Origin of the sequence: Erythrobacter insulae (assembly GCF_007004095.1) — a bacterium.
Classification (GTDB): Bacteria; Pseudomonadota; Alphaproteobacteria; order Sphingomonadales; family Sphingomonadaceae; genus Erythrobacter; species Erythrobacter insulae.
Genome location: NZ_VHJK01000001.1, coordinates 393,394 through 415,629, shown reverse-complemented (window position 1 = coordinate 415,629; position 22,236 = coordinate 393,394). Strand labels below are relative to the sequence as shown.

Here is a 22,236-nt window from a genome sequence, read left to right as displayed (position 1 = left end):
GGCGCAATTCTTTCAAAAAATCGGTCGGAAAATTGCGCGGCAAAGTCTGCGATCAAGCGCGGTTTTCGCATTATTTGCGCCCTGGAGGCGGCAATGTGAGCCTCGAAACCGGGGGTTTGAGGCTCAATTGGAGGCGCTCTGTAGATATAGATGCCTTGGTTTCATCCGTTACGCGCGCAATCGCCGCCGCGCGATGGCATTCCGATATTTGTGCGCTTGATTCCGGCTTCGTGCTCCCATAGTCAGTGGCAAACAGCAACTTTACGTGAGAGGAAACCCCTGATGGCTACCGCCTATATCGTTGACGCCGTTCGCACAGCCGGAGGCCGCCGCGGTGGTCGTCTGGCCGGAATCCATCCTGTCGATCTGCTCGCCAAATCACTTGATGCCGTGGTCGAACGCAGTGGGATCGATCCCAGCGCAGTTGATGATGTCGTGACGGGCTGCGTCAGTCAGGCTGGTGAACAGGCTGGTCAAATCGGGCGCATGGGTGTTCTTGCGTCCAAATTGCTTCCGCAATCCACACCGGCTGTTTCGATTGATCGCCAATGCGGATCATCGCAGCAGGCAATTCAGTTCGCTGCTCAGGCTGTAATGAGCGGGACTCAGGATGTGGTGATTGCGAGCGGGGTCGAGAGCATGACCCGCGTGCCCATGGGCACCAATATGACGCTTCATATGAAAGAAGGTCTGGGCAATTATATGTCACCCGGCGTCAAAGCCAAATATCCGGGTGTTCAATTCAGCCAGTTCATGGGCGCGGAAATGATCGCCAACAAGCATGGCTTTTCCAAGGATCAGCTCGATGCTTTTGCGTTTGAGAGCCACAAGCGCGCGATCGCGGCGACAGAATCCGGAGCGTTTGCGAACGAAATCCTACCGATCGAGATCGAAACCGCCGAGGGCACCGAGATGCACACGGTTGATGAAGGCATCCGTTTTGACGCCACACTAGAAGGTATCGCCGGTGTCAAACTGATTGCCCCTGACGGCAAGGTCACAGCTGCAAGCGCCAGCCAGATTTGCGATGGTTCATCGGCGTTGCTCGTGGTTTCCGAAGCCGCGCTTAAAAAGTACAATCTCACTCCGATGGCCCGCATCCACAATCTGACGGTCACAGCGGGCGATCCCGTCATCATGCTTGAAGAGCCATTGTTCGCGACGGACAGGGCGCTTGAACGCGCGGGCCTCAAAATTGACGATATTGATCTGTATGAAGTGAATGAAGCATTCGCGCCGGTGCCGATGGCATGGCTTAAGCATACAGGTGCAGATCCGGAAAAGCTCAATGTGCATGGCGGGGCGATCGCGCTAGGTCATCCGCTGGGCGCGTCCGGCACGAAATTGATGGCGACTTTGGTCCACGGGCTTAAGCGTCATGGCAAGAAGTACGGACTGCAAACGATGTGTGAGGGCGGCGGAGTTGCCAATGTCACCATCGTTGAATCGCTGTAGGCGTATTGGCGTTTACCGGCGCTGCGGCCACCAGAATTACCCTGAAATCTGAGAGGAATACCCCATGGAAGTATCTGCAAACACACCAGCCGTTGTCACTGGCGGCGCATCGGGCCTTGGCGCGGCAACAGCGCGCGCGCTGGCTGCAAAAGGCGCAAAAGTTGCCATTTTCGACATGAACGAAGAAAAGGGCGAAGCCATGGCCGCCGAGATTGGCGGGGTGTTCTGCAAGGTCAATGTGACCAGCGATGACGACGTGGATGCCGGTTTTGCAAAAGCGCGCGAAGCGCACGGTCAAGAGCGCATCCTTGTGAACTGCGCCGGTATCGGCAACGCAATCAAAACGGCCAGCCGCGATAAACAATCAGGCGAAATCAAGCATTTCCCCATCTCGGCGTTCGATTTCGTTATTCAGGTGAACCTGATCGGCACATTCCGCTGTATCGCCAAATCGGCGGCTGGCATGATGACGCTCGACCCCATCAACGAAGAAGGCGCACGCGGCGCGATGGTCAACACTGCTTCGGTCGCTGCCGAAGACGGTCAGATCGGCCAAGCGGCATATTCGGCATCAAAAGGCGGCGTTGTTGGCATGACGCTTCCGATTGCGCGCGATCTGATGCGCGAAGGCATCCGCGTAAACACCATCTTGCCAGGTATCTTTGAAACTCCGCTGATGAATGCAGCTCCGCCGCAAGTTAAAGAGGCGCTGGCCGCATCGGTCCCGTTCCCGAAACGGCTCGGCAAACCTGAAGAATATGCAAAGCTCGCCATGTGCATGATCGAAACCGGCTATTTCAACGGCGAAGATGTGCGTCTTGACGGTGCGATCCGCATGGCACCCCGTTGATAAGGGGCATTGATAACAGGCGTTGATTTGATCAGAACCGCTGCTGTCCGGGTTGCTAATACCGGCGGTAGCGGTTCAATTCGTGCATCCAAGACGCCGCACGCACCGAATCTGCTTGAGCAATCAAGCAACCACGTTTCCTAGGAGAGGACCACCATGAACCTTGAATTCACGCCCGAAGAATTGGCGTTCCGCGAGGAAGTCCGCACGTTTATCGAAGCGAACTATCCCAAGCATCTCGGCGATACCGGAATGCGAGAAGACCTGTCGCGCGAGGATTTCGTCGCCTGGCACAAAGTTCTCGGTGAAAAGGGCTGGTCTGTTCCAGCGTGGCCGGAACAATATGGCGGCACCGGGTGGACCCCGACGCAGCGCTATATCTGGTCCGAAGAAAATGCGCGCGTCAACGCGCTGATGCCGCTTCCGTTCGGTGTGTCGATGGTTGGTCCGGTGATCTACACCTTTGGCAATGAAGAACAGAAAGCTCAGCACCTTCCCGGTATTCGCAGCGGCGAAACATGGTGGTGTCAGGGCTATTCAGAGCCGGGCGCAGGGTCTGATCTTGCCTCGTTGAAAACCACCGCTGTGCGCGATGGCGATCACTATGTGATCAACGGGCAAAAGACATGGACGACTTTGGCGCAATATGCCGATTGGGGCTTTTTCCTGTGCCGCACCGCTCCCGATGCCGCCAAGCCGCAGGAAGGCATCAGTTTTATCCTGATCGACATGAAGACGCCGGGCGTCGAAGTGAAGCCGATCAAACTTCTGGATGGCGGGCACGAAGTCAACGAAACGTGGCTCACCGATGTTCGTGTTCCGGTCGAAAACCTTGTTGGCGAAGAGAACAAGGGGTGGACTTATGCCAAATTCCTGCTTGCGCATGAGCGCAGCGGGATTGCCGGTGTTGCCCGTTCCAAACGCGGGGTAGAGCGTCTGCGCGAGATCGCGGGCGAGGAACTTCTCGATGGCGAGCCGTTGATCAACGATTTCGATTTTGCACGCAAAGTCAGCCAGCTTGAAATCGATCTCGCCGCGCTTGAAATTACCGAGCTGCGCACGCTGGCAGGCGAACAGGCGGGCAAGGGTCCGGGACCGGAAAGCTCGATCCTCAAGATCAAGGGCACCGAAATCCAGCAGCGTCTGACCGAACTGACGCTGGAAGCGGTCGGCAGTTATGGCACGCCGTATTATGGCAACATTGCGGGCCTGTCCGGGGATGAGGGATCGAACCAGTACCCCATCGGCCCCGATTACGCGCACCATTCGGCAGCGACGTATTTCAATATGCGCAAGACCTCGATCTATGGCGGGTCAAACGAGATCCAGCGTAACATCATCACGAAAATGATCCTCGGCCTCTAACGGCACCGAGAGAGACTGAGAGGAAACAGACGTGGATTTTAACTTCACCGAAGAACAGGAAATGGTGCGTGACGGATTGTCGCGCATGGTGCGCGAGCAATATGACTGGGAAACGCGCCGTAAAGCGATTGAAAGCGAAGCCGGATGGCGTCCCGAAGTGTGGGCGCAGCTGGCAGAGCTCGGTATCCTTGGGATGCCGTTTAGCGAAGACGATGGCGGCTTTGGCGGCGGCGCGATTGATTCCATGGTGATCATGGAAGAATTCGGCAAAGGGCTGGTGGTCGAACCGTTCGTGCCGACTGTCGTATGCGCTGGCGGGTTCCTTAAACACGCTGGCACCGAGGCCCAGAAAGAAGACCATCTGGCCGCAATCATCAGCGGCGAGCGTGTTTTCGCCTTTGCCTATGCCGAACCGCAGGGCCGAGGCGATTACGCTAACCTGACAACGACCGCGAAAAAAGATGGCGATGCCTTTGTCCTGAACGGGCACAAGGCCGTTGTGATCGGCGCGCCTTGGGCGAGCCATCTGGTCGTCACCGCGCGCACATCAGGTGACCAGCGCGATGCGCAGGGCATCAGTGTTTTCATCATCGACAAGTCCAGCGACGGGGTTGTCACCCGCGATTATGAAACGGTCGATGGCCGCCGCGCTTCGGAAGTGTATTTCGAAAATGTCGCGGTTCTCCCTGATGCTCTGATCGGGGAAGAGGGGGCGGCGCTGCCGTTGATCGAAAAGGTGGCTGACGAGGCAATCGCCGCGCTTTGTGCAGAGGCCTGCGGCGCAATGAAGGTCGCCCATGCGCAGACGGTCGAATATTCGAAACAGCGCAAACAGTTTGGCGTGCCAATCGGCAAGTTTCAGGTGCTCCAGCACCGTATGGTCGATATGTACACGGCCTATGAAACGTCGGTTTCGCTGACCTACCTCGCGACGCTCAAACTTGGCACGGACGACAAAGAGCGCAAACGCACCGTTTCCGCCGCCAAGGTGGGCGTGGGGCAGGCAGCGCGTCTGGTCGGTCAGGAAGCTGTGCAGATCCACGGCGGCAACGGCGTGACCGATGAATATGCGATCGGCCACTATTTCAAGCGGTTGACGATTTTCGAAAACGAATTCGGCAATGTCGATCACCACATGAAGCGCCACGTCGCGCTTTCATAAAACCATCTGCCGCGGGCGATTGAGGAAAGAAGAACATGACCGATTACACTCAGATCGTTGTTGAGAAAGCCGATGGCATCGCGACCATCACCCTCAATCGCCCGGACAAGATGAATGCCTATACGCGCACGATGGGTGCAGAAATTATAGCGGCGATGGATGATATCGACGCGGATGATAACGTGCGCGCAGTCATCTTTACTGGCAGCGGCGAGCGTGCCTTTTGCGCCGGAGCGGACCTGACACCGGAGGGCGGGGGACACGTATTCTCCGACCCGAGTCAGGTTGATGATTTGTCTGACGAGCGTGTCCGCGATGGCGGCGGCTTGCTCACTTTGCGGTTGTTTGAAAGCAAAAAACCGCTGATTTCGGCGTGCAACGGTGTGGCCGTGGGTGTTGGCGCGACAATGCAGCTGGCGATGGATATCCGGCTGGCCAGCGAGAATGCGCGCTATGGCTTTGTCTTTGCGCGGCGCGGGATTGTGCCTGAGGCCGCATCAAGCTGGTTCCTGCCGCGGATCGTCGGCATCTCTCAGGCGCTTGAATGGTGTTATTCGGGCCGCGTATTTAATGCCGAAGAAGCCAAATCAGGCGGTCTCGTGCGATCAATCCACCCGCAAGGCGGCCTGATGCAAGCTGCGCGTGAGCTGGGCCGCGAGATCGCACAGAATACCTCGGCTGTATCGGTGGCGATGACACGCGCGATGATGTGGCGCCTTATGAGCGCGGACCATCCGATGGAGGCGCACAAGATTGATAGCCGCGCAATCTATCGTCTTTCGCGCGGTGCCGACGCGAAGGAAGGCATTGCCAGTTTCCTCGAAAAACGCCCCCCGCAATATCCCGCGAAAGTCAGCGAAGACATGCCCGATTTCTATCCCTGGTGGGATGAGCGCGCGTACAAGTAAGATCATGGGGTCTTGCAAATGCGTTTGGTTTCATGAGAAACCTTTCGCATGAGCACGACTGCAAACGACAATTCTGAGCCGACGCGGGATGACTGGCGGCTGGCCGAATTTCTTCCCTATCAGCTTTCGATCACTTCCAACGCTGTCAGCGATCTGATCTCTGAACGGTATCGCAAACGCTTTGCGCTCAAGATACCCGAATGGCGGGTCATGGCGGTGCTGGGTGATAGCGAGACTGCGGCAGCGACGCAGCAGGCGCTCACCCAGGCGACTTTGATGGACAAGGTTGCCGTAAACCGCGCCTGCAAAGTGTTGGAGGAGCGCGGGCTTATCCGGCGTGTTCCCAATGAAAGCGATGGGCGTTCGCACCTGCTGGAATTGACCGGAGAGGGCATGGCAATCCATCAGGAGGTCATGCCGTTGGCGGTCGCAACACAGCAGGAATTGTTTGAAGGTTTCGCACCCGAAGAACGCGCGCAGTTCCGCGAATTGTTGAGCCGGATGCGCGCGCGCGCGGGCATCCTTGGTCAATCTTCCGAATAGCAAAAGGGCCGATCAGGCAAATATACCTGACCGGCCCATTTTATGGTGTGCACAGCCCCGTTTGTTCGGGTTGGCTTTTACGCCGTGTCTATTCTTTGTTGATCAAAGCATCGGAGATCGAGCAGGCCGCAGGGCCGAGGATCACGATGAACAGAACCGGCAGAATGAACAGGATCAGCGGGACTGTCATAATCGCGGGCAGACGCGCGGCTTTTTCTTCGGCGCGCATCATCCGCTCATTACGGAATTCGGCCGACAAAACACGCAGCGCGCTGGCCAATGGTGTACCGTAGCGTTCGGTTTGAACCATGGTGGTTACCACGCCTTTGACCGCTTCCAGATCGACCCGGTAAGACAGATTGTTAAACGCATCGCGCCGCTCGTTCAGGAACGAAAGTTCAATCGCCGTGAGCGCGAACTCGTCACCCAGCTCGGGATAAGCGCGGCCCAGTTCCTTTGCCACGCGGTTAAATGCGGCATCGACGGTTAGACCGGCTTCGGCACAGATGACCAGCAAATCGAGCGCATCCGGCAGGCCTTTCTGGATCTCTTTGGTGCGCTTTGATGCGGTGTTGGACAGATACAGTTCCGGGCCTTTGTAAGACAGGAACAGCATCATGGCCAGCGCGCCCAGACGGGTCATTGGGCCCCAGTCCGGGAACATTTCCATGACATAAATGCCCAGAAAGCCGAGACCGCCAAAGATGACCGGCAAAATCGCCCGCGCGCCGATGATGTACACGGCAAGCTCTTTGTTGCGATACCCTGCATGCGCCAGTTTTTGCTGGATCACTTCGAGCTGGCTCTGTTGCAGCACTTTCATGCTGTTGAGGTGTTCTTTGATCCGGTCAGTCTTGTCGGTCTTGCGGACCAGACTGGTGCGTTTCTTCGATCCGGCGCTGATAACGCCTGCTTTCAATTCGTCGCGCCGCGCTTCAAGTGCTTTGACGCGTTTGGCCATTGGGTCCTTGATTGTGACCGCCGCATAGATTGCGAGCACCACAGCAAAGGCAGCCAATCCGGCCAGAATGGTCCCGACGAGAATAACGTCAAAGCCGAGCAGAGTTGGACCTGCGGGTTGATCAAGCATGATTGTGTTCCTCCCGCTTAGATTTCGAAATTGACCATTTTGGCCATGATAAAGACCCCGATGCTCATCCAGACAAGCCCGCCAAGGCCGGCGATAATCAGGCGATCTTCATAGAAGAAACCGCCAATATAACTCGGATTGATCATGTAAATCAGGCCGAAGACGATGAAGGGCAGCGAGCCAACGATATAGGCAGAGGCTTTTGACTCTGAACTCATCGCTTTGATCTTGAGCTTCATCTGCGAACGTTTGCGCAGCACGTCGGCAAGGTTCGAAAGGGTCTCTGCCAGGTTACCACCGGTCTCGCGTTGAATCGCGAGTGTGATGCAGAAGAAGTTGAATTCGGGAATGCCCAGACGGTCGGCTGTTTCCTGAAGCGAATCTTCCATCGTTTTACCGATCTTGATCCGTTCAACGATGCCTTTGAATTCGAGGCCCACCGGTCCATCAACCTCCGTCGAAACCACAGAAAGGGTTTCTGTCACGGGAAGACCGGAGCGCAGACCGCGCACCAGCAATTCAATGGCATCCGGGAATTTGTCGTTAAACGCGTTTGTGCGTTTCCCGATCAGAAAACCCACGACAAGGTGCGGCACACCTGCACCGATTAACAGACCAACGCCTGCCGACAGCAGGAACGCGCCGCTTTGCATGAAGATTGCCATCGCAACAACAACCGCGATGCCCAAAGAGGCATAGGCATATTGCGTAACCGTCCACGGTTTCCCGGTCCGGTCCAGCCGCACTTCCAATGCTTCAATACGAGAGCCCGATCCAGCGATCCGGTGCGCTTTGGGTTTGCGCGCTGCGATCGCTTTCTTAAGCTGCGATTCCACTTTGGTATCGGTGCTTTCGGAATGTCGATAGCGCAGCGCATCAAGGCGGCGTTTTTGCGCCGAGCTCGCACCCGATCCGGTGAAGGCAAAATAGCCCACCAGTATCACAGCAAAAATGCCGCCGGTAATGAGCAGGGTTTGGGTAAAGTCCATTATAGCATCCCGCCTTGTTCAACACATCGCGCTGCGTTCATCACAGCTCTGCCAGTTTGGGCCACTTGCGACCCTGCGCGAGCGGGCAAAGCATGATGCAAAGCCCGTTCGCGCCGAGAGCAACAGCCTATTCGGCTGGTTCCTGCGCTGGCGTTTTATCCTTCTTCGCAAGCAGCGATTTCAGATCGAAACCGCCAAGCAGCGATTTCTTCTCTTCGACGACTGCCGTGAGGTCTTCCTCGCTTGCGCCCATGATCCGTTCGGCAATCTGCTTGATTACCGACGTGGCCTTGCTCGATTTGTTGGCTTCAACGAACACCTGACCCAACTTGGCAGCATTCGATGCGGCCTTGATGTCATAGGGGATCGTGAAGTCGATCTTACGTTCGATCGAGGCTTCGAAATCGGCCTTGCTGATCTCCGATACGCCCTGCTGCGCTTTGTTGCAGACCAACATCGGGTGCGCGTGCGGTGCATTGGTTTTGAGCCATGACAGGATGCGGATCGTGTCGCGAGCCGAAGCCAGCGTTAATTCACATGCAAGAACCACCAGGTTCACATCAGTCAGCAAATGCGGGAAGTTGATCAGCATGTTGCGCGGCATATCGATGACAGTCATCTCAAACGCGGAACGGAATTCTTCTTCCAACTGCACAAATGCCGATCCATCGGTCATCAGTGGCTGGCTGATCGGGGCCTCTGCCGAAAGGATCGAAAGCGTTTCATTGGCCCGCGTCATAGCGCGTTCAATGAACAGCCCGTCAATCCGGCTTGGGTTGTCGATGGCATCGGTCAGACCGCGGCCCGGCTCCAGATCAAGCGCCAGTGCGCCCGTTCCAAAGTGGATATCGAGATCAAGCAGGGCGGTTGGCGATTCGTGTTCACCGCTAAACAGCCATGCCAGCGATGTCGCCAATGTCGATGCACCAACACCGCCGCGCGTCCCGACAACAGCGGTCGAGATATGACGTTTGACAGTCTCGCCATCGCCGGCTTTTGGCGATGTGAAAACGGCCAGCGCCTGATTCAGCGAATCGTGCAGCTGCTGCGCATTGAGCGGTTTGAGCAGATAGTCATGAATGCCGCTTGCGATCAGATCGCGGTACAGACGAACATCATTGACCTGACCAATGGCGATAACCACCGTGCCGGGCTCGCAGACTTCTGCCAGAGCGTTGATATCATTGAGCGGATCGCCGCTTTCGGACAAGTCGACCACAAGGATGGCCGGGCTTGCGCTGACGGACAGCGACTGGACTGCATTGCGCAGGCCGCCTTTGTTACATTTTTCCGGCTGCCAGCCCATTTCAATGACGACCGGGCGCAGCACATCAAGCGCTGCATCGTCGCAGATATAGGCGGCAAAGGCATCACGATTGCCGGGGAGGCCTGATTTCCAGGGAGCGTTCATGACTTATTCTCCTCCTTGGCCTTGCGCATCAAGCAGGCCGTTTGAACCGCTTGGCGGTGCTTCACGGTAGCTGTCGATGGCTTTGGTGCCGGTTGAAATGATGGTTTCGCCTGAGCCTTTTTGACCTTCGAGGAGGTCTTGCGGATTGGCGACCATGGCGGCGAGATTGCCGTTCACAGCGCAGCCATATCCAGGGCTGGTGGCATTGTTATAATTCATGTCGGATTTCGCCGACCAGTCGGGGCAACCCGGAACCGAAGCGCTCGAACGGGTGATAACCACACGTGCCTGACCCGGTTGCAGGTATCCTGCGGTTGTCGGAGCCGTTTGGCTGACCAGAATGCCGTAACGGTTCGCCAGATCGCTGACCGCGCCTGCAACAGCGGGGCTGCTAGAAGGGTCTTCGATAGTGACGCGGTCACCATAGCGAAGATCCATCGCTTCGAACCATCCGTTCAGACGCGATTGTTCGCCAATCGGCAGACCGGATCCGTTGGTTTGGACGTCGAACGTAAAGTTCGTGCGTTCCACCACCGGTTGTTTGGTGCTGTACAGCGATGTGTTGGTTGGCATTCCGCCACAGCCTGTTGTTACCAGGCCGATCGAGAGTGCGAGAGCCCCCGCGAGTTTGTTTTTCCGTGCGATATGCATCGTTCTCACCTTTCTCGAATTACAGGCTGAAGCCAGGAGCCGCGGCATCTGCTGTGCGGTCCTTCTTCTTGCGATTTTTGGTGTCCGCGCGGCGCGGATTCTTCGGGGCGTTGTTTGGAACAATCGCAGAAGGATCGGCATTGCTTACATCAGGAAGCGGGGCTTCCTGATCTTTGGCAGTCGGACCGGGGCGGGTTGCGCCGGAGACGCCGGACTGTTCTTTGAAACCAACCAATTGCTCAAGCTCGCTTGAAGAACGGAAGCCGTCAGTTGGCAGTTTGATGTCACTCGCATTGACCGGTTTCACCAGATACGGTGTCACCACGATCACCAGCTCAGTCTCGCCGCGGCGGAAATCGCGGCTGCGGAACAGATTGCCGAGGATCGGCACATCGCCAAGGCCGGGGGCCTTGTCGAGCGCGTTTTGCGAACTTGTGCTCATCAGACCGGCAAGCATGAAGCTTTGGCCGGAGCCGAGTTCTACGGTTGTTTCTGTGCGGCGAATTGTCAGCGCCGGAACCTGAAACCCGTTAAGCGTGACCGACCCCTGCGTAGACAGCTCGGAAACTTCCGGGCGGACGCGCAGCGAGATGCGGCCATTGGCCAGAACGGTGGGTGTGTAGGCCAGGCTGACACCGAAATCGCGATATTCGATCGAGACGTTGCCCAGACCCTGACTGATCGGGATCGGGAATTCGCCGCCCGCAAGGAACGTAGCGGTTTCGCCCGAAAGCGCGGTCAGATTTGGCTGTGACAGTGTAGTGATCAGACCGAGACGTTCGGACAGATCCATCGCGCCCAAAACGTTGAGACCGAACAGGCGGCCAAGCCCGGCAAGCGATGTTCCGCCTTGGGAATCGATCGCAGGACCTGTCAGTGTTTCGGTCAGGATCGAACCATTATCATCAAGGACAAACTGGCCCATCGCGTCAAGCACCGGGATCTGCTGGCTCACGCCGGCAGCGCCGTTGCCCGCAGACAATGGTCCGCCGAAATTGAAGCCGTTATCCTGGCCCAGAACGCGGCCTGATCCGATCGCACCGCGGAACCCGTTGGTTCCGTCTGCGGTGGTCAAGTTACCGCCAATCTCGCGGACGAGGCTGCGGCTGACTTCGGCGAACTTCACTTGCAGATTGACCTGCAGCGGAGTTGCCGTTTTCAGGCGGGTGATGACATTGGCGTCTTCACCCAGAAATGCCTGGACCAGACGCTGCGCTTCGGCTGCGTCTTCGGGTGCGCTGACTGTACCTGTAAGCAGGACGGTGTTTGAACCCATCGTCGCGACATTGATGTTGGCCTCTGGCATGGCCAGCGCCATCATCTGGTCGATGCTTCCGATATTGTTGCCAACGCGGATGTTGGCGGCAAAGATCACATCACCGCGAGCATTGCTGGCATAGACTGTCGTCTCGCCGCCCGCTTTACCGAACAGGTACAGCTGACGCTGAGATTTGACCTGCACATCGGCTACGCGATCGTCGGCGACAAAAACGTCGGCCATTGAACCGGGGATGGTGACCAATTCGCCTTTCCCGATCGACAGGACAATATCCTGCGATGGTTTGACGACTTGCTGAGCCGTTGCCGTTGCCAGCGGAACCGCTGCAATCGGAGCTGCGGCGATACTCGCGAGCAGCAATTTGGCTTTAAGTTGGCGCTTCATTGTGCGGCCCCCCATGGATTTCCCGGTGTCCGCAGATGCGGATTTCAAGCGTGGTGTCTGACGAAACATTGATATTCTCCTCAGCGCACAAGCTGCGAATTGGTGCTGCTGCTGCCGGTGTTGACAGGGACTTCGCGGGTATCTTTGCCGCGGGTCACACGAACCGTTGGACCAGGATTGATCGCCACGATGCCCGACTTGGCAGCGCTGCCTGAATATCCTTGCTCCTGTGCTTTGATCCGGCGGTTGATGATCGCTTCATCTTTGACCTGGATCGACCGGCGGAACTGCGACAGGCCAAACGAAGATTCGTAAGACTTGCTTCCAGAGACTGGACCGCTGCGTGCAGCGCGCAAGATACGCTCTTCTTCCTCAGGGCTTGCGCCATCGGGAATGTTGACATCACCGCGAGCGATTGCCCGTTCAAGTTCTGCCTGGCTGTCGGCCAGCGGACGCAGGGACAAGCTGAGCGTGCCCATGGTCTGAGCAAGGCCAACCTGCTCGGCAATTTCCGGCGTCACTTCGACTGTGACCGTGCGGAAAGCGCGAACAACAGTCTTGCCTTCCTCATTGGTTACCGTCTCGGTCGATTGGTCGGTGGCAAGAACGCGGACATTCTTGAGGATGGTTTCCGATCCTTCATATTCCAGATCGGTCACTTCGCTGCGATATTGCTGGGTCAGGACCACATCGACGCGGTCACCCGGGAAAACGAAGCCAGCGACACCGGTACGGGCCGAAACCGGCACAGTGACAGCGCGCATACCAGGGGCAAGCGCCGCAGCCAGAAAGCCGCGATCGCCGGGGCTGACAAGAGAACCCTGAGTAAGGGGCTCACCAGCGGTAACCGGGAAACGGACAACCGTCCCGATCAACTGGTTCACATCGGATTCGCCATCAAGGAAATAGGCATCCTTCACCAGTTCTTCGGGCCATTGCTGGTAACCCAGCGCATCAGCCGTAATGATCGTGCCTGCGGGCAGACCGCGATTGGCAACAAGAACTTTCGGGCCGTCTGGCTCAGGGGCCGCGAGGACCTCCGGCGCAGCGCCTTCTGCGAACATGCTCCGCGCAGCAAAAGCGGTACCAATCGCGATGATCAGCGCTCCAAGCAGCAGAACCAGTTTCTTCCTATCCATGGCTTCTAAGCCCCCTAAAATGTGCCCTCAGAAAATGATCGGGCGGGTATGGTTGAATGTCGTAGGCCTTAATTGGTTAAAATCGGGTTCACGCGATGCCGGCAGTGCTGGGCATGTAATTCGCAGCAAGGACCCAAAGCCCCCCGAAAGCGATGGCCACACCATAGGGAATGGCGAGGCGTTCTTTTTGTTGTTGGAGAAAATGCCAGGCGCCCATGACGATGGTCAGAACCCCGCCGGCCAGCGCCATAATGATGATCAGTTGGACAAACGAATTGGGTTCAATCCACAGCGCCAGCGCGGTCAGCAATTTGACATCGCCGCCGCCCATCATGCCCAATGCAAACATCCCTGCAAGCACGGCAAAGGCCGCGGCAGCTACGCCAACCTGCATGGCAATATCGGGCCATAGCGACAGCCCGCTGCTCCACCAGAACAACGGCGCACCGATGGCGATGGCGAGATTCAGCTTATTGCTGATCTGGCGGCTGCGGATATCGGTGAATGCGGCAAAGACGAGCGCAATTGCCAAGGCAATCAGCAAACCGTAGTGAAGATACATTGTAAGCATCAAAGCCCCCAAAGGTGGCCCGCCGAACTGTCCGGCTGGACCGATTAAGGGTGTTGTTACTGGTGAGTGCTTACCAAATAGTAACCAAACCCAGAGGCTTGAAATTATCCAAGTGAGTGAAGCATTGCCCTTAAATCAGCCAGCCACAGGTGCCGCCATTGATCGCCGGGTCATCCCGCCTGACGCGAGCGAGACAATCTGGCACGCACCAGACGGACACGCCGTTCGGCGCATCGACTGGCCGGGCGCAGCGACAGGCGGCGACGCGCAGCCGCGCGGCTCAATCCTGTTTTTGCCGGGACGCGGTGATGCCTATGAAAAATACCTCGAATGCCTGGAACAATGGCACCGCGCCGGTTGGCGTGTAACCGGCGCCGATTGGCGCGGACAGGCGGGCAGTGGGCGTTTGGCCGGCGATGAAGTGACCGGACATATTTCTGATTTCAATGTCTGGGTCGATGATCTGGCGGCATTATGGGCGGATTGGACGGCGCATACGCCGGGCCCCCACGTGCTGGGCGCGCATTCCATGGGCGGTCAGATTGTGATGCGCGCTTTGGTCGATAATCGCATTGCGCCGGACGCTGTATTCCTTAGCGCGCCTATGCTCGGCATGGCGGGGCCGCCTTTGCCCATTCCGATGCTGCATGGTGTCGCGCAGGTGATGACCAAGGTTGGTGATCCGCTCAGACAGGCTTGGAAATGGAGCGAGAAACCCGGTCAGTTGCCAGTGGGCCGCGCGACATTGCTGACGCATGATAAAGACCGTTACGCGGATGAAGCGTGGTGGCGCGAGGCGCGGCCAGAATTGGTCATGGGCCCTGCCAGTTGGCACTGGGTTGAGCGGGCTTATGCATCATGGCGTGAATTGGAAGAGCCGGGCGCGCTTGAAAAGGTAAAGACGCCCATTCTGATCGCGTCGACCAAAGCCGACAAATTGGTTAGTCATGATGCCAATGTGCGCTCTGCCGGTCGCTTGCCCAATGCCGAATTGATGGAATTGGGCGATGAAGCCGCGCATGAAATCCTGCGCGAAGTGGATGCCGTGCGTGACCGCGTAATGGCCAAGATTGCAGACTTCCTCGATAAAAACGCCCCGCCTGTCTCTGGCTGAATTACTATGGCCGAGATGATTTACGACTTTGCGATCGCAGGCGCAGGTATGGCGGGTGCCAGCCTCGCGGCGGAGCTTGCTCCATATGCCAGCGTGCTGGTGTTGGAGGCTGAAGATGCACCGGGATACCACGCAACCGGACGATCGGCCGCATTCTGGGAGGAATGTTATGGCGGACCCGGCGTTGTCCCGCTGACGCTCGCCTCGGGCCGCTATTTGCGTGAGAACGGTTTTTTGACAGAACGCGGGGCGCTTTACGTCGGGCGCGGTGAGGACCGGGATCAGGTTGATGAGTTTGTAGATACGTTCAGCGGAACCGGCGTCACCATCGAACGCCTCGGACGGACCGGCATGGCCGCGCGGGTGCCGCATCTTCGCAAAGAATGGTGTGATGCCATCTGGGAAGCTGCCTGCGCCGATATTGATGTTGCCGGGCTGCATCAGCATTACCTTAAATCAGCCAAAATGCAGGGTGCGCAGATCAATTGCCGCGCCCGAATTGCCGGATTGAACCGGGATGCCGGTGTCTGGACCATCGCGACCGAAGCGGGCGACGCCTACCGGGCAGAAACAGTCATCAATGCTGCGGGGGCTTGGGCCGATAATCTTGCCCAATTGGCCGGAGCCGCGCCGATTGGTATCGAACCGCTGCGCCGCACGGTCGTGCAATTGCGCGTTTCGCCTGCGGCGCCTGCTGATCTGCCGTTGGTGCTCGACATCAACGGCGCGTTCTATTTCAAGTCCGATAATGGCCGATTGTGGCTAAGCCCGCATGATGAAATCCCGACTGTGCCGTGCGATGCCGCGCCGGAGGAGCTTGATGTCGCGACTGTGATCGACCGGTTCCAGAAAGTGACAGACTGGCATATCGAAGCCGTCGAGCGCCGCTGGGCAGGCCTGCGCAGTTTCGCACCGGACAGATTGCCGGTGTATGGCCGAGATCCGCATCAAGAAGGCTTTGTCTGGTTCGCCGGGCAGGGCGGCTTTGGTATCCAGACTGCGCCGGCAGCCGCACGTTTGGGTGCGCAAATCATCTTGGGACATGATGCGGATGATCTGACCCGCGGTATTGACCCTGCGCCGTATAATCCGTCTCGATTTTTTACAATTGCAGCAGCGTCACAGTCTAGCCAAGCCAGCGGTGATATGTAACATAACGGTCAACCAACGCACTCACCAAAGGGAGAAAAATAATGGGCCATCATTTTGAAATCTATAAAGACAAGTCCGGCGAATTCCGCGTCCGCTTTAGCTATAACAGCGAAGTGATGTTCTCGACGCAGGGTTATTCGAGCAAGTCGTCTGCACAAAACGCGATCGATTCGATCAAGAAAAACGGCCCGGGCGCCGATGTCGTAGACAACAGCTAGGCTGCGATTGAACGTCATGTTCTAAACGGGCGTGCCCTTTGCGGGGTGCGCCCGTTTGCTATTCGGCTTCCGGTTCGCCAGCGGCGATCTTGTCTGCCGCATCGCTGGCAAGGATATCGACCCGTTCATTTTCAACGTGGCCGTTGTGGCCTTTCACCCAGTGCCATTCAATTTCGTGCCGCGCCGCGACTTCGATCAGTTCATGCCACAGGTCTTCGTTGCGGACCGGTTTTTTGCTGGCTGTGACCCAGCCTTTGCGTTTCCAGCCCTCGACCCACTTGGTGATGCCGTCGATCACATATTTGCTGTCGGAATAGATTTCGACCTGACATGGCTCGATCAAAGCGCCTAGCCCTTTGATAACTGCTGTCATTTCCATCCGGTTGTTGGTGGTGTCCTCCTCGCCTCCGGATAACTCTTTTTCGTGCTTACCCATTCTGAGCAAGGTGCCCCAGCCGCCCGGTCCCGGATTGCCTTTGCAAGCGCCATCAGTGAAGATTTCGACCTTTTTCATATTTCGTTTCTTGTGCTCTTTTGAATGATCATCTGAACACGCTGTTGCCGTGTTGGTTATAAAATTGCCAGCGTTTGGCGAACTGCATCGGATCTTTGCGGGTGACGAGCGCATCATCGGGCGTGTCGAGCCAGTCTTCGGCCCGGCTGGTGACAAACCGCAGGGCCACACCCTTTGCGATTTCGGCCAGCAAATCGCGTTCGCGTGGCTCCAGCTGGCGCGCGCTTTCATAACCAGCCATCAAAGCCGAACCGACATTCTCGCGGTATCCGCCATCACCGGCAAAGCACCATGCCGCATGGGTTGTCGCAAGATCGAGAGCCATCGCTCCCGTGCAGGCAAAGTAGAAATCAATGAGGCCGGTCACTTTATCGCCCAGCATCAGGACATTGTCCGGAAACAGATCAGCATGAATATTGGCTTGAGGCAGATCGGCAAGATCGATGGCTGCTGCGGCGCGCGCGGGCGCGATCATCGCTGGCAGATCCGGGTGGATCGAAGCCAGTCCGCCTTCGCCGCATTGCTCCAGCACCGCCAGATTATCCGCAAAACCCATTGTGTTGGCGCGGTTGAGGGTGAAATCCTGACTGGCGATATGCAGCTGCGCCAAAACTTTGCCAACAGAACGGGCCTGATCAGGGGTCGGATGCGTAGGCGAGACTCCGGGAAGAAATTCGATCAGGGCCACCGCTTTGCCGCTTTCCATCCGAAACGCCGCGCCGCTGCGGTCGTGGATGGTGCGCGGCACAGGGCAGCCTTTGGCCGAGAGATGATCCAGCAGGCCAAGGAAATACGGCAGGTCGCCCAATTCGATCCGGCGTTCGTACATGGTCAGGATATAGCGTGACCGGGTTGTTTCGATCAGCCAGTTGGAATTGGAGACGCCTTCGGCAATACCTTTGGCCGAAACCAGATCGCCAACATCATAATGCGCGATCAGCTCGGCTAGATCTTCCGCGCCAAGATGGGTGTACACTGCCATACGTGCGGCCGGTCCGGTCTATTCGGTTAACTGTCGTGGCAGTTTAAAGACCATCTTCTCTTCGGCGGCAGTGATGGTTTTTTCATGAACATCGCGCAGCTGGCCGATGGCGTTCACCACTTCGCGAACCAGAACTTCGGGGGCCGATGCGCCCGCTGTCAGGCCCAGAGTTTTGACGCCGTTAAGCCATTCCGGGTCAATTTCGTCGGCGCGCTGGATCAGCTTGGCCGGTGTTCCCAGCCGTTCGGAAACCTCAACCAGTCGCAGCGAATTTGAAGAATTGGGCGCGCCGATGACAAGCACCAGATCGCAGTCAGGGGCCAAATCCTTTACCGCTGCCTGACGGTTGGATGTCGCATAACAAATGTCTTCGGCTTTTGGTCCGCGAATATTGGGAAAACGCCATTCCAGCGCGGCGATCACTTCGGCTGTGTCATCCACCGACAGCGTGGTTTGCGTCAGATAAGCGAGCTTTTCGTCGGTATCGAAAGGAAGTTTGTCGACGTCCTCGATTGTCTCCACCAGCGTCATCTGGCCCGGTTCAACCTGTCCCATTGTTCCGATAACTTCGGGGTGGCCTTCGTGGCCGACAAAAATGATGTGCCGTTTCTTTTCAATCTGGCGCTCTGCCTGACGGTGAACCTTCGATACCAGCGGACAGGTCGCATCAAGATAGATCATGTTGCGGCGTTCTGCCTCTGCCGGGACTGATTTGGGCACGCCATGCGCGCTGAATACAACCGGCGCATCGGCGGGCACTTCGTCCAATTCCTCGACAAAAATCGCGCCTTTGGCTTTCAAACCTTCGACGACATATTTGTTGTGGACGATTTCATGCCGGACATAGACGGGCGCACCATAGCGTTCGAGCGACTTTTCGACGATCTCGATCGCACGGTCTACACCGGCGCAAAAGCCGCGCGGTGCCGCGATCAGCAGGTTAAGGGGGGCTCTGTCGGTCTGAGCGTCGGAATTGTTAAAGGGCGCGTTCATGTCACCCCCTCTAGCGCTTTGCTGCGCGCACCGCTAGGGCGTGTGCAACAGCTGCGATGATTGTTTTGTGGCCAATTGGATCGATTATTCGAGGACGTGTTTTTCATGGCTTTTCGCACCCGTATTCTTTCTGCCGCCGCGCTTGCTGTTGGTTTGGCAGGGTGTGCCAGCGAAGGTGATCTGGTGGTTGATCAGGGCGTCGGGATCACGGCGGTTCTGAGTTCGTGCCCTGCCGTTGGTATTCCTGATTATACCGGCGATGTCACGGTGTTCCGCACGGCGGGCGACCAGACATTGAGCAATATGGACATGACCGCTTCGATGACCAATCTGCGTTCAACCTGCAACGAAAGCGGCGATCGTGTTTACAGCGAGGCGAGCTTTGATGTTCTGGCCCGGCGAACCGATGTTCGCGGTGCGCGGACTGTATCGCTGCCTTATTATGTCACTGTCCTGCGCGGCGGCAGCGCGGTCGTGACCAAGCGTGTTGGCGCGGTTACTATCAGCTTTGCCGATGGCGAGGAACGCGCCAGCGCCAGCGCGAAAGCGGGATCATTCATTGATCGTGCCGCGGCAAGCCTGCCCGAAGACATTCGCAAGCAGATCACGCGCAAACGCCGTCCGGGCGATGTCGATGCGGCGCTTGACCCCTTGGCCGCGCCAGAGGTGAAAGCCGCGATCCAGCGCACCCGTTTCGAGATGCTCGTGGGTTTCCAGCTTACCGAGGATCAATTGGCCTACAACGCGACACGGTGATTTCGCGCGCGCCGTCGGGCCTTGGGCACGCGTTTCGCGCCGATAGACGTGTTACATTCGGCCTTTGTCCTGTGCTTGTTTTTGCGCTAACCGCGCCGGTGATATGAACTCCAAAATAACTCTTTACGCGGCCTATGCGGCCATCGTTGAAACTGTGCTGTCTCAGCTGGCAAGTGAAGGTGTGCTTCCCGCCGATGTCAGTTTCGCCAATGTGACGGTAGAGCCGCCGCGCGATCCCTCGCACGGTGATCTCGCGACGAACGCCGCGATGGTGCTGGCCAAACAGGCCAAAACCAATCCGCGCGCACTGGCAGAGCAGATTGCGGCGAAACTCGCTGCGCAAGACAGCATTACCAGCGCGGAGATTGCTGGTCCCGGATTCATCAATCTGCGCCTCGATCCAGCCGCATGGCTGACCGAACTGGCCGCTATTGCCGAAATGGCGGACGATTATGGTCGCTCCGATATGGGCGCAGGGCGCATCGTGAATGTCGAGTATGTCTCGGCCAATCCGACCGGCCCGATGCATATGGGCCATTGCCGCGGTGCGGTGGTGGGCGATGCGCTGTCTAGCTTGCTCGAATTTGCCGGCCATACCGTGACGCGCGAATATTACATCAATGACGCTGGCGGACAGGTCGATACCCTCGCCCGTTCGGCGCATTTGCGTTACCGCGAGGCGCTTGGCGAGGATATCGGCGAAATCCCCGAAGGCCTTTATCCCGGTGCCTATCTGAAGCCGGTGGGCGAATCGCTCGTCAAGGAATTTGGTGACAAGCACGCCGCCGAGGACGAAGCCGACTGGCTGCCGATCTTCCGCGCGGAAGCCGTCACGCGGATGATGGAACTGATCAAATCAGACCTCGCTTTGCTGGGGATCCATCACGATGTGTTTTCATCCGAAGCGGCGCTGCATGCGGCGGGCAAACCGGATGAGGCAGAGGCGTGGCTGCGGGCGAATGATTTTGTCTATGACGGTGTCCTCGAAGCACCGAAGGGCAAGGCCCCGCCGGAAGACTGGGAGCCGGTTGAACTGCCGCTGTTCCGATCGACCAGGTTCGGCGATGATCAGGACCGCCCGATCAAGAAATCAAATGGCGCGTGGACGTATTTTGGGGCCGATCTGGCCTATCACATGCAAAAGGCTGCGCATGCCGACGAATTGATCGATATCTGGGGCGCTGACCATGCGGGCACGGTAAAACGGATCAAGGCGGCCGTGGCTGCCTTGTCCGAAGGGCAGGGCCGGCCGATGCCATTTGACGTAAAGCTGGTCCAGATGGTTCAGCTGATGCGCGGCGGCGAGCCTGTTAAAATGTCCAAACGTTCGGGCAATTTCATCACGATCGCCGATATGATCGAGGAAGTGGGCAAGGATGTGGTGCGCTTCACCATGTTGACCCGCAAACCCGAAGCGCAGATGGAATTCGACTTTGCCAAAGTGGTCGAGGCATCGAAGGACAATCCTGTCTTTTATGTCCAATATGCCCACGCGCGGATCCGATCGACTATGCGTAAAGCGGCAGAGGCGGGTTTTGCGCCTTCGGCTGATGCGCTTGCGCAGCTGGGCGAGGAAGAAATCGCTCTGATTCGCAACGCTGCTCAATTCCCGCGCATTATCGAAGCCGCTGCCAAGGCGCGCGAGGCGCACCGCGTCGCCTTTTACCTCTATGATCTTGCCGCTGATCTCCATGCGTTCTGGAATTTGGGTAACGATAATCCGCAAAAGCGGTTCATCGTGGAACAGGATAAGGGTTTAACCGAGGCGCGGCTTTTCCTTGGCCAGGCAATCGGGCAAGTAATCCGCAATGGTCTTGCTGTATTGGGAGTAGAGGCCGTCGAATCAATGTGACCGACCCGAAAGTCGGGCAATGGCCGGATGGTAAAGGTACTAAAGCATGATTGTTCAGGGCGAATTTGAGCAAGGTGACAGCACCGGAGATACCGGTGATGAGCTTGATCTGTCTGAAACAGATAGCCTTCCCTGGCTGGAGGCAGACGAGGATGATGACGAAGGCGGCGTCGATATGGCGCAGATCTTTGGATTTGGTGCGGTTTTGCTCGCCCTGCTGCTCGGCGTGGTAGGCGCGATCTATTTGCTCACCAATCGCACCAGCGCCGATGCGCCGGTAGCCGATGGAAGCACTATCGAAGCGCCCGAAGGCCCCATCAAAGAACGACCCGATGATCCCCAGGGCAAGGAATTTGCCGGGACCGGCAATGTCGCGCCTGCTGTGGGCGAGGGGCGGACCCGTCAAAGCCAGATCGGCAGCGGTGGCTCAGCCGACACAGGCTCAACCGTTGCCAGCGCCGCCGGCGCGGCAGATGGTGCATCAGGATCGGCCCAGACGACCCCGACCTCGGGTTCGGCGGCCTCGGGTGCATCGGAACCAGACGCAGGCGGAGCATCAGGCAAGATTACAACTGCATCCTCCGGTTCGAACAGCGGTGTCGGCGTCCAACTCGCCGCCTATTCATCGCGTGCTCGCGCAGAGCAGGGCTGGTCGCAGCTTTCCCGCCAAACCGATGCGCTATCGGGCGTGCGTTACCGCGTTGTAGAAGGCGTTGTGGATGGCGGCACAGTCTACCGGCTTCAGGCCGTCGCCAATGACCGCGCTGCCGCCGATACGCTATGCCGCGCGATCAAGGCGGACGGGCTCGACTGCGCCGTAAAACGGTAAAGACACGCGGCAATCGCGCGGCGCATTGC

22 protein-coding genes are annotated in these 22,236 nt (G+C 57.6%); 12 read left to right on the top strand and 10 right to left on the bottom strand.

Features of this window, described 5'->3' with window-relative positions:
• The first annotated feature begins 282 nt into the window (after positions 1–282).
• The 6 genes from FGU71_RS02050 to FGU71_RS02025 all read left to right on the top strand — a co-directional run bounded on the left by FGU71_RS02050 (position 283) and on the right by FGU71_RS02025 (position 6,283).
• Positions 283–1,455, top strand: a complete 1,173-nt coding sequence (locus FGU71_RS02050; protein WP_142787029.1) for an acetyl-CoA C-acetyltransferase — start codon at positions 283–285, stop codon at positions 1,453–1,455.
• A 64-nt stretch (positions 1,456–1,519) separates the two neighbouring features.
• Positions 1,520–2,305, top strand: a complete 786-nt coding sequence (locus FGU71_RS02045) for an SDR family NAD(P)-dependent oxidoreductase (protein ID WP_142787028.1) — start codon at positions 1,520–1,522, stop codon at positions 2,303–2,305.
• Between the two features lie 156 nt (positions 2,306–2,461).
• Positions 2,462–3,670 carry an acyl-CoA dehydrogenase family protein gene (locus tag FGU71_RS02040; RefSeq protein ID WP_142787027.1) on the top strand — a complete coding sequence of 403 codons (1,209 nt, stop codon included), beginning with the start codon at positions 2,462–2,464 and terminating at the stop codon, positions 3,668–3,670.
• A gap of 31 nt (positions 3,671–3,701) precedes the next feature.
• Positions 3,702–4,832 (top strand): acyl-CoA dehydrogenase family protein, encoded by a 1,131-nt coding sequence (locus FGU71_RS02035; RefSeq protein WP_142787026.1) that lies wholly within the window; start codon positions 3,702–3,704, stop codon positions 4,830–4,832.
• 35 nt (positions 4,833–4,867) lie between these two features.
• Positions 4,868–5,740, top strand: coding sequence for a crotonase/enoyl-CoA hydratase family protein (locus tag FGU71_RS02030; protein WP_142787025.1), 873 nt, complete (start codon positions 4,868–4,870; stop codon positions 5,738–5,740).
• Positions 5,741–5,788: 48 nt separating this feature from the next.
• Positions 5,789–6,283: a MarR family winged helix-turn-helix transcriptional regulator gene (locus FGU71_RS02025; protein WP_142787024.1), complete on the top strand. Its 495-nt coding sequence runs from the start codon at positions 5,789–5,791 to the stop codon at positions 6,281–6,283.
• A gap of 88 nt (positions 6,284–6,371) precedes the next feature.
• On the opposite strand, the gene FGU71_RS02020 is transcribed toward FGU71_RS02025, so the two are convergent.
• The 7 genes from FGU71_RS02020 to FGU71_RS01990 all read right to left on the bottom strand — a co-directional run bounded on the left by FGU71_RS02020 (position 6,372) and on the right by FGU71_RS01990 (position 13,797).
• Positions 6,372–7,373 (bottom strand): type II secretion system F family protein, encoded by a 1,002-nt coding sequence (locus tag FGU71_RS02020; RefSeq protein WP_142787023.1) that lies wholly within the window; start codon positions 7,371–7,373, stop codon positions 6,372–6,374.
• 17 nt (positions 7,374–7,390) lie between these two features.
• Positions 7,391–8,362 (bottom strand): type II secretion system F family protein, encoded by a 972-nt coding sequence (locus FGU71_RS02015; RefSeq protein WP_142787022.1) that lies wholly within the window; start codon positions 8,360–8,362, stop codon positions 7,391–7,393.
• A 127-nt stretch (positions 8,363–8,489) separates the two neighbouring features.
• Positions 8,490–9,773, bottom strand: a complete 1,284-nt coding sequence (locus tag FGU71_RS02010) for a pilus assembly protein CpaE (RefSeq protein WP_142787021.1) — start codon at positions 9,771–9,773, stop codon at positions 8,490–8,492.
• Positions 9,774–9,776: 3 nt separating this feature from the next.
• Positions 9,777–10,424 (bottom strand): CpaD family pilus assembly protein, encoded by a 648-nt coding sequence (locus FGU71_RS02005; protein WP_142787020.1) that lies wholly within the window; start codon positions 10,422–10,424, stop codon positions 9,777–9,779.
• A gap of 19 nt (positions 10,425–10,443) precedes the next feature.
• On the bottom strand, positions 10,444–12,087 hold the full coding sequence (locus FGU71_RS02000) for a type II and III secretion system protein family protein (protein ID WP_142787019.1): 1,644 nt from the start codon (positions 12,085–12,087) through the stop codon (positions 10,444–10,446).
• A gap of 80 nt (positions 12,088–12,167) precedes the next feature.
• Positions 12,168–13,226: a Flp pilus assembly protein CpaB gene (gene cpaB, locus FGU71_RS01995; protein ID WP_142787018.1), complete on the bottom strand. Its 1,059-nt coding sequence runs from the start codon at positions 13,224–13,226 to the stop codon at positions 12,168–12,170.
• Positions 13,227–13,314: 88 nt separating this feature from the next.
• Complete coding sequence (locus FGU71_RS01990; RefSeq protein ID WP_142787017.1) at positions 13,315–13,797, bottom strand: A24 family peptidase; 483 nt, start codon at positions 13,795–13,797, stop codon at positions 13,315–13,317.
• Between the two features lie 112 nt (positions 13,798–13,909).
• On the opposite strand from FGU71_RS01990, the gene FGU71_RS01985 reads away from it, so the two are divergent.
• The 3 genes from FGU71_RS01985 to FGU71_RS01975 are packed head-to-tail and all read left to right on the top strand — an operon-like array spanning position 13,910 to position 16,281.
• The gene (locus tag FGU71_RS01985; RefSeq protein WP_234035596.1) at positions 13,910–14,911 is read left to right on the top strand and encodes an alpha/beta fold hydrolase; all 1,002 of its coding nucleotides are present in this window, start codon (positions 13,910–13,912) and stop codon (positions 14,909–14,911) included.
• A gap of 6 nt (positions 14,912–14,917) precedes the next feature.
• Positions 14,918–16,063: an NAD(P)/FAD-dependent oxidoreductase gene (locus FGU71_RS01980; RefSeq protein ID WP_142787016.1), complete on the top strand. Its 1,146-nt coding sequence runs from the start codon at positions 14,918–14,920 to the stop codon at positions 16,061–16,063.
• Between the two features lie 41 nt (positions 16,064–16,104).
• On the top strand, positions 16,105–16,281 hold the full coding sequence (locus FGU71_RS01975; protein ID WP_142787015.1) for a YegP family protein: 177 nt from the start codon (positions 16,105–16,107) through the stop codon (positions 16,279–16,281).
• Between the two features lie 58 nt (positions 16,282–16,339).
• Here FGU71_RS01975 and rnhA read toward each other — a convergent pair whose 3' ends face one another.
• Genes rnhA through ispH form a run of 3 tightly spaced genes read right to left on the bottom strand, consistent with a single transcriptional unit; the run spans position 16,340 to position 18,770 of the window.
• Positions 16,340–16,795 carry a ribonuclease HI gene (gene rnhA / locus FGU71_RS01970; protein WP_142787014.1) on the bottom strand — a complete coding sequence of 152 codons (456 nt, stop codon included), beginning with the start codon at positions 16,793–16,795 and terminating at the stop codon, positions 16,340–16,342.
• Positions 16,796–16,823: 28 nt separating this feature from the next.
• A complete protein-coding gene (locus tag FGU71_RS01965) occupies positions 16,824–17,777 on the bottom strand; it encodes a homoserine kinase (protein WP_142787013.1) in 954 nt (317 codons plus the stop codon).
• A gap of 18 nt (positions 17,778–17,795) precedes the next feature.
• Positions 17,796–18,770, bottom strand: a complete 975-nt coding sequence (gene ispH / locus FGU71_RS01960; RefSeq protein WP_142787012.1) for a 4-hydroxy-3-methylbut-2-enyl diphosphate reductase — start codon at positions 18,768–18,770, stop codon at positions 17,796–17,798.
• A gap of 105 nt (positions 18,771–18,875) precedes the next feature.
• On the opposite strand from ispH, the gene FGU71_RS01955 reads away from it, so the two are divergent.
• The 3 genes from FGU71_RS01955 (at position 18,876) to FGU71_RS01945 (ending at position 22,207) form a co-directional block, all read left to right on the top strand.
• A complete protein-coding gene (locus FGU71_RS01955; protein ID WP_142787011.1) occupies positions 18,876–19,526 on the top strand; it encodes a hypothetical protein in 651 nt (216 codons plus the stop codon).
• A 103-nt stretch (positions 19,527–19,629) separates the two neighbouring features.
• Positions 19,630–21,378, top strand: a complete 1,749-nt coding sequence (argS, locus tag FGU71_RS01950; RefSeq protein ID WP_142787010.1) for an arginine--tRNA ligase — start codon at positions 19,630–19,632, stop codon at positions 21,376–21,378.
• A 46-nt stretch (positions 21,379–21,424) separates the two neighbouring features.
• The gene (locus FGU71_RS01945; RefSeq protein ID WP_234035595.1) at positions 21,425–22,207 is read left to right on the top strand and encodes an SPOR domain-containing protein; all 783 of its coding nucleotides are present in this window, start codon (positions 21,425–21,427) and stop codon (positions 22,205–22,207) included.
• The last annotated feature ends 29 nt before the right edge of the window (positions 22,208–22,236 follow it).

What these genes read in the sequence shown, in the direction of transcription:
- FGU71_RS02050 (WP_142787029.1), top strand. Translation starts at nt 283, where the DNA reads ATGGCTACCGCCTATATCGTTGACGCCGTTCGCACAGCCGGAGGCCGC.
- FGU71_RS02045 (WP_142787028.1), top strand. Translation starts at nt 1,520, where the DNA reads ATGGAAGTATCTGCAAACACACCAGCCGTTGTCACTGGCGGCGCATCG.
- FGU71_RS02040 (WP_142787027.1), top strand. Translation starts at nt 2,462, where the DNA reads ATGAACCTTGAATTCACGCCCGAAGAATTGGCGTTCCGCGAGGAAGTC.
- FGU71_RS02030 (WP_142787025.1), top strand. Translation starts at nt 4,868, where the DNA reads ATGACCGATTACACTCAGATCGTTGTTGAGAAAGCCGATGGCATCGCG.
- FGU71_RS02025 (WP_142787024.1), top strand. Translation starts at nt 5,789, where the DNA reads ATGAGCACGACTGCAAACGACAATTCTGAGCCGACGCGGGATGACTGG.
- FGU71_RS02020 (WP_142787023.1), bottom strand. Translation starts at nt 7,373, where the DNA reads ATGCTTGATCAACCCGCAGGTCCAACTCTGCTCGGCTTTGACGTTATT.
- FGU71_RS02015 (WP_142787022.1), bottom strand. Translation starts at nt 8,362, where the DNA reads ATGGACTTTACCCAAACCCTGCTCATTACCGGCGGCATTTTTGCTGTG.
- FGU71_RS02010 (WP_142787021.1), bottom strand. Translation starts at nt 9,773, where the DNA reads ATGAACGCTCCCTGGAAATCAGGCCTCCCCGGCAATCGTGATGCCTTT.
- FGU71_RS02005 (WP_142787020.1), bottom strand. Translation starts at nt 10,424, where the DNA reads ATGCATATCGCACGGAAAAACAAACTCGCGGGGGCTCTCGCACTCTCG.
- FGU71_RS02000 (WP_142787019.1), bottom strand. Translation starts at nt 12,087, where the DNA reads ATGAAGCGCCAACTTAAAGCCAAATTGCTGCTCGCGAGTATCGCCGCA.
- cpaB (WP_142787018.1), bottom strand. Translation starts at nt 13,226, where the DNA reads ATGGATAGGAAGAAACTGGTTCTGCTGCTTGGAGCGCTGATCATCGCG.
- FGU71_RS01990 (WP_142787017.1), bottom strand. Translation starts at nt 13,797, where the DNA reads ATGCTTACAATGTATCTTCACTACGGTTTGCTGATTGCCTTGGCAATT.
- FGU71_RS01980 (WP_142787016.1), top strand. Translation starts at nt 14,918, where the DNA reads ATGGCCGAGATGATTTACGACTTTGCGATCGCAGGCGCAGGTATGGCG.
- FGU71_RS01975 (WP_142787015.1), top strand. Translation starts at nt 16,105, where the DNA reads ATGGGCCATCATTTTGAAATCTATAAAGACAAGTCCGGCGAATTCCGC.
- rnhA (WP_142787014.1), bottom strand. Translation starts at nt 16,795, where the DNA reads ATGAAAAAGGTCGAAATCTTCACTGATGGCGCTTGCAAAGGCAATCCG.
- FGU71_RS01965 (WP_142787013.1), bottom strand. Translation starts at nt 17,777, where the DNA reads ATGGCAGTGTACACCCATCTTGGCGCGGAAGATCTAGCCGAGCTGATC.
- ispH (WP_142787012.1), bottom strand. Translation starts at nt 18,770, where the DNA reads ATGAACGCGCCCTTTAACAATTCCGACGCTCAGACCGACAGAGCCCCC.
- FGU71_RS01955 (WP_142787011.1), top strand. Translation starts at nt 18,876, where the DNA reads ATGGCTTTTCGCACCCGTATTCTTTCTGCCGCCGCGCTTGCTGTTGGT.
- argS (WP_142787010.1), top strand. Translation starts at nt 19,630, where the DNA reads ATGAACTCCAAAATAACTCTTTACGCGGCCTATGCGGCCATCGTTGAA.
- FGU71_RS01945 (WP_234035595.1), top strand. Translation starts at nt 21,425, where the DNA reads ATGATTGTTCAGGGCGAATTTGAGCAAGGTGACAGCACCGGAGATACC.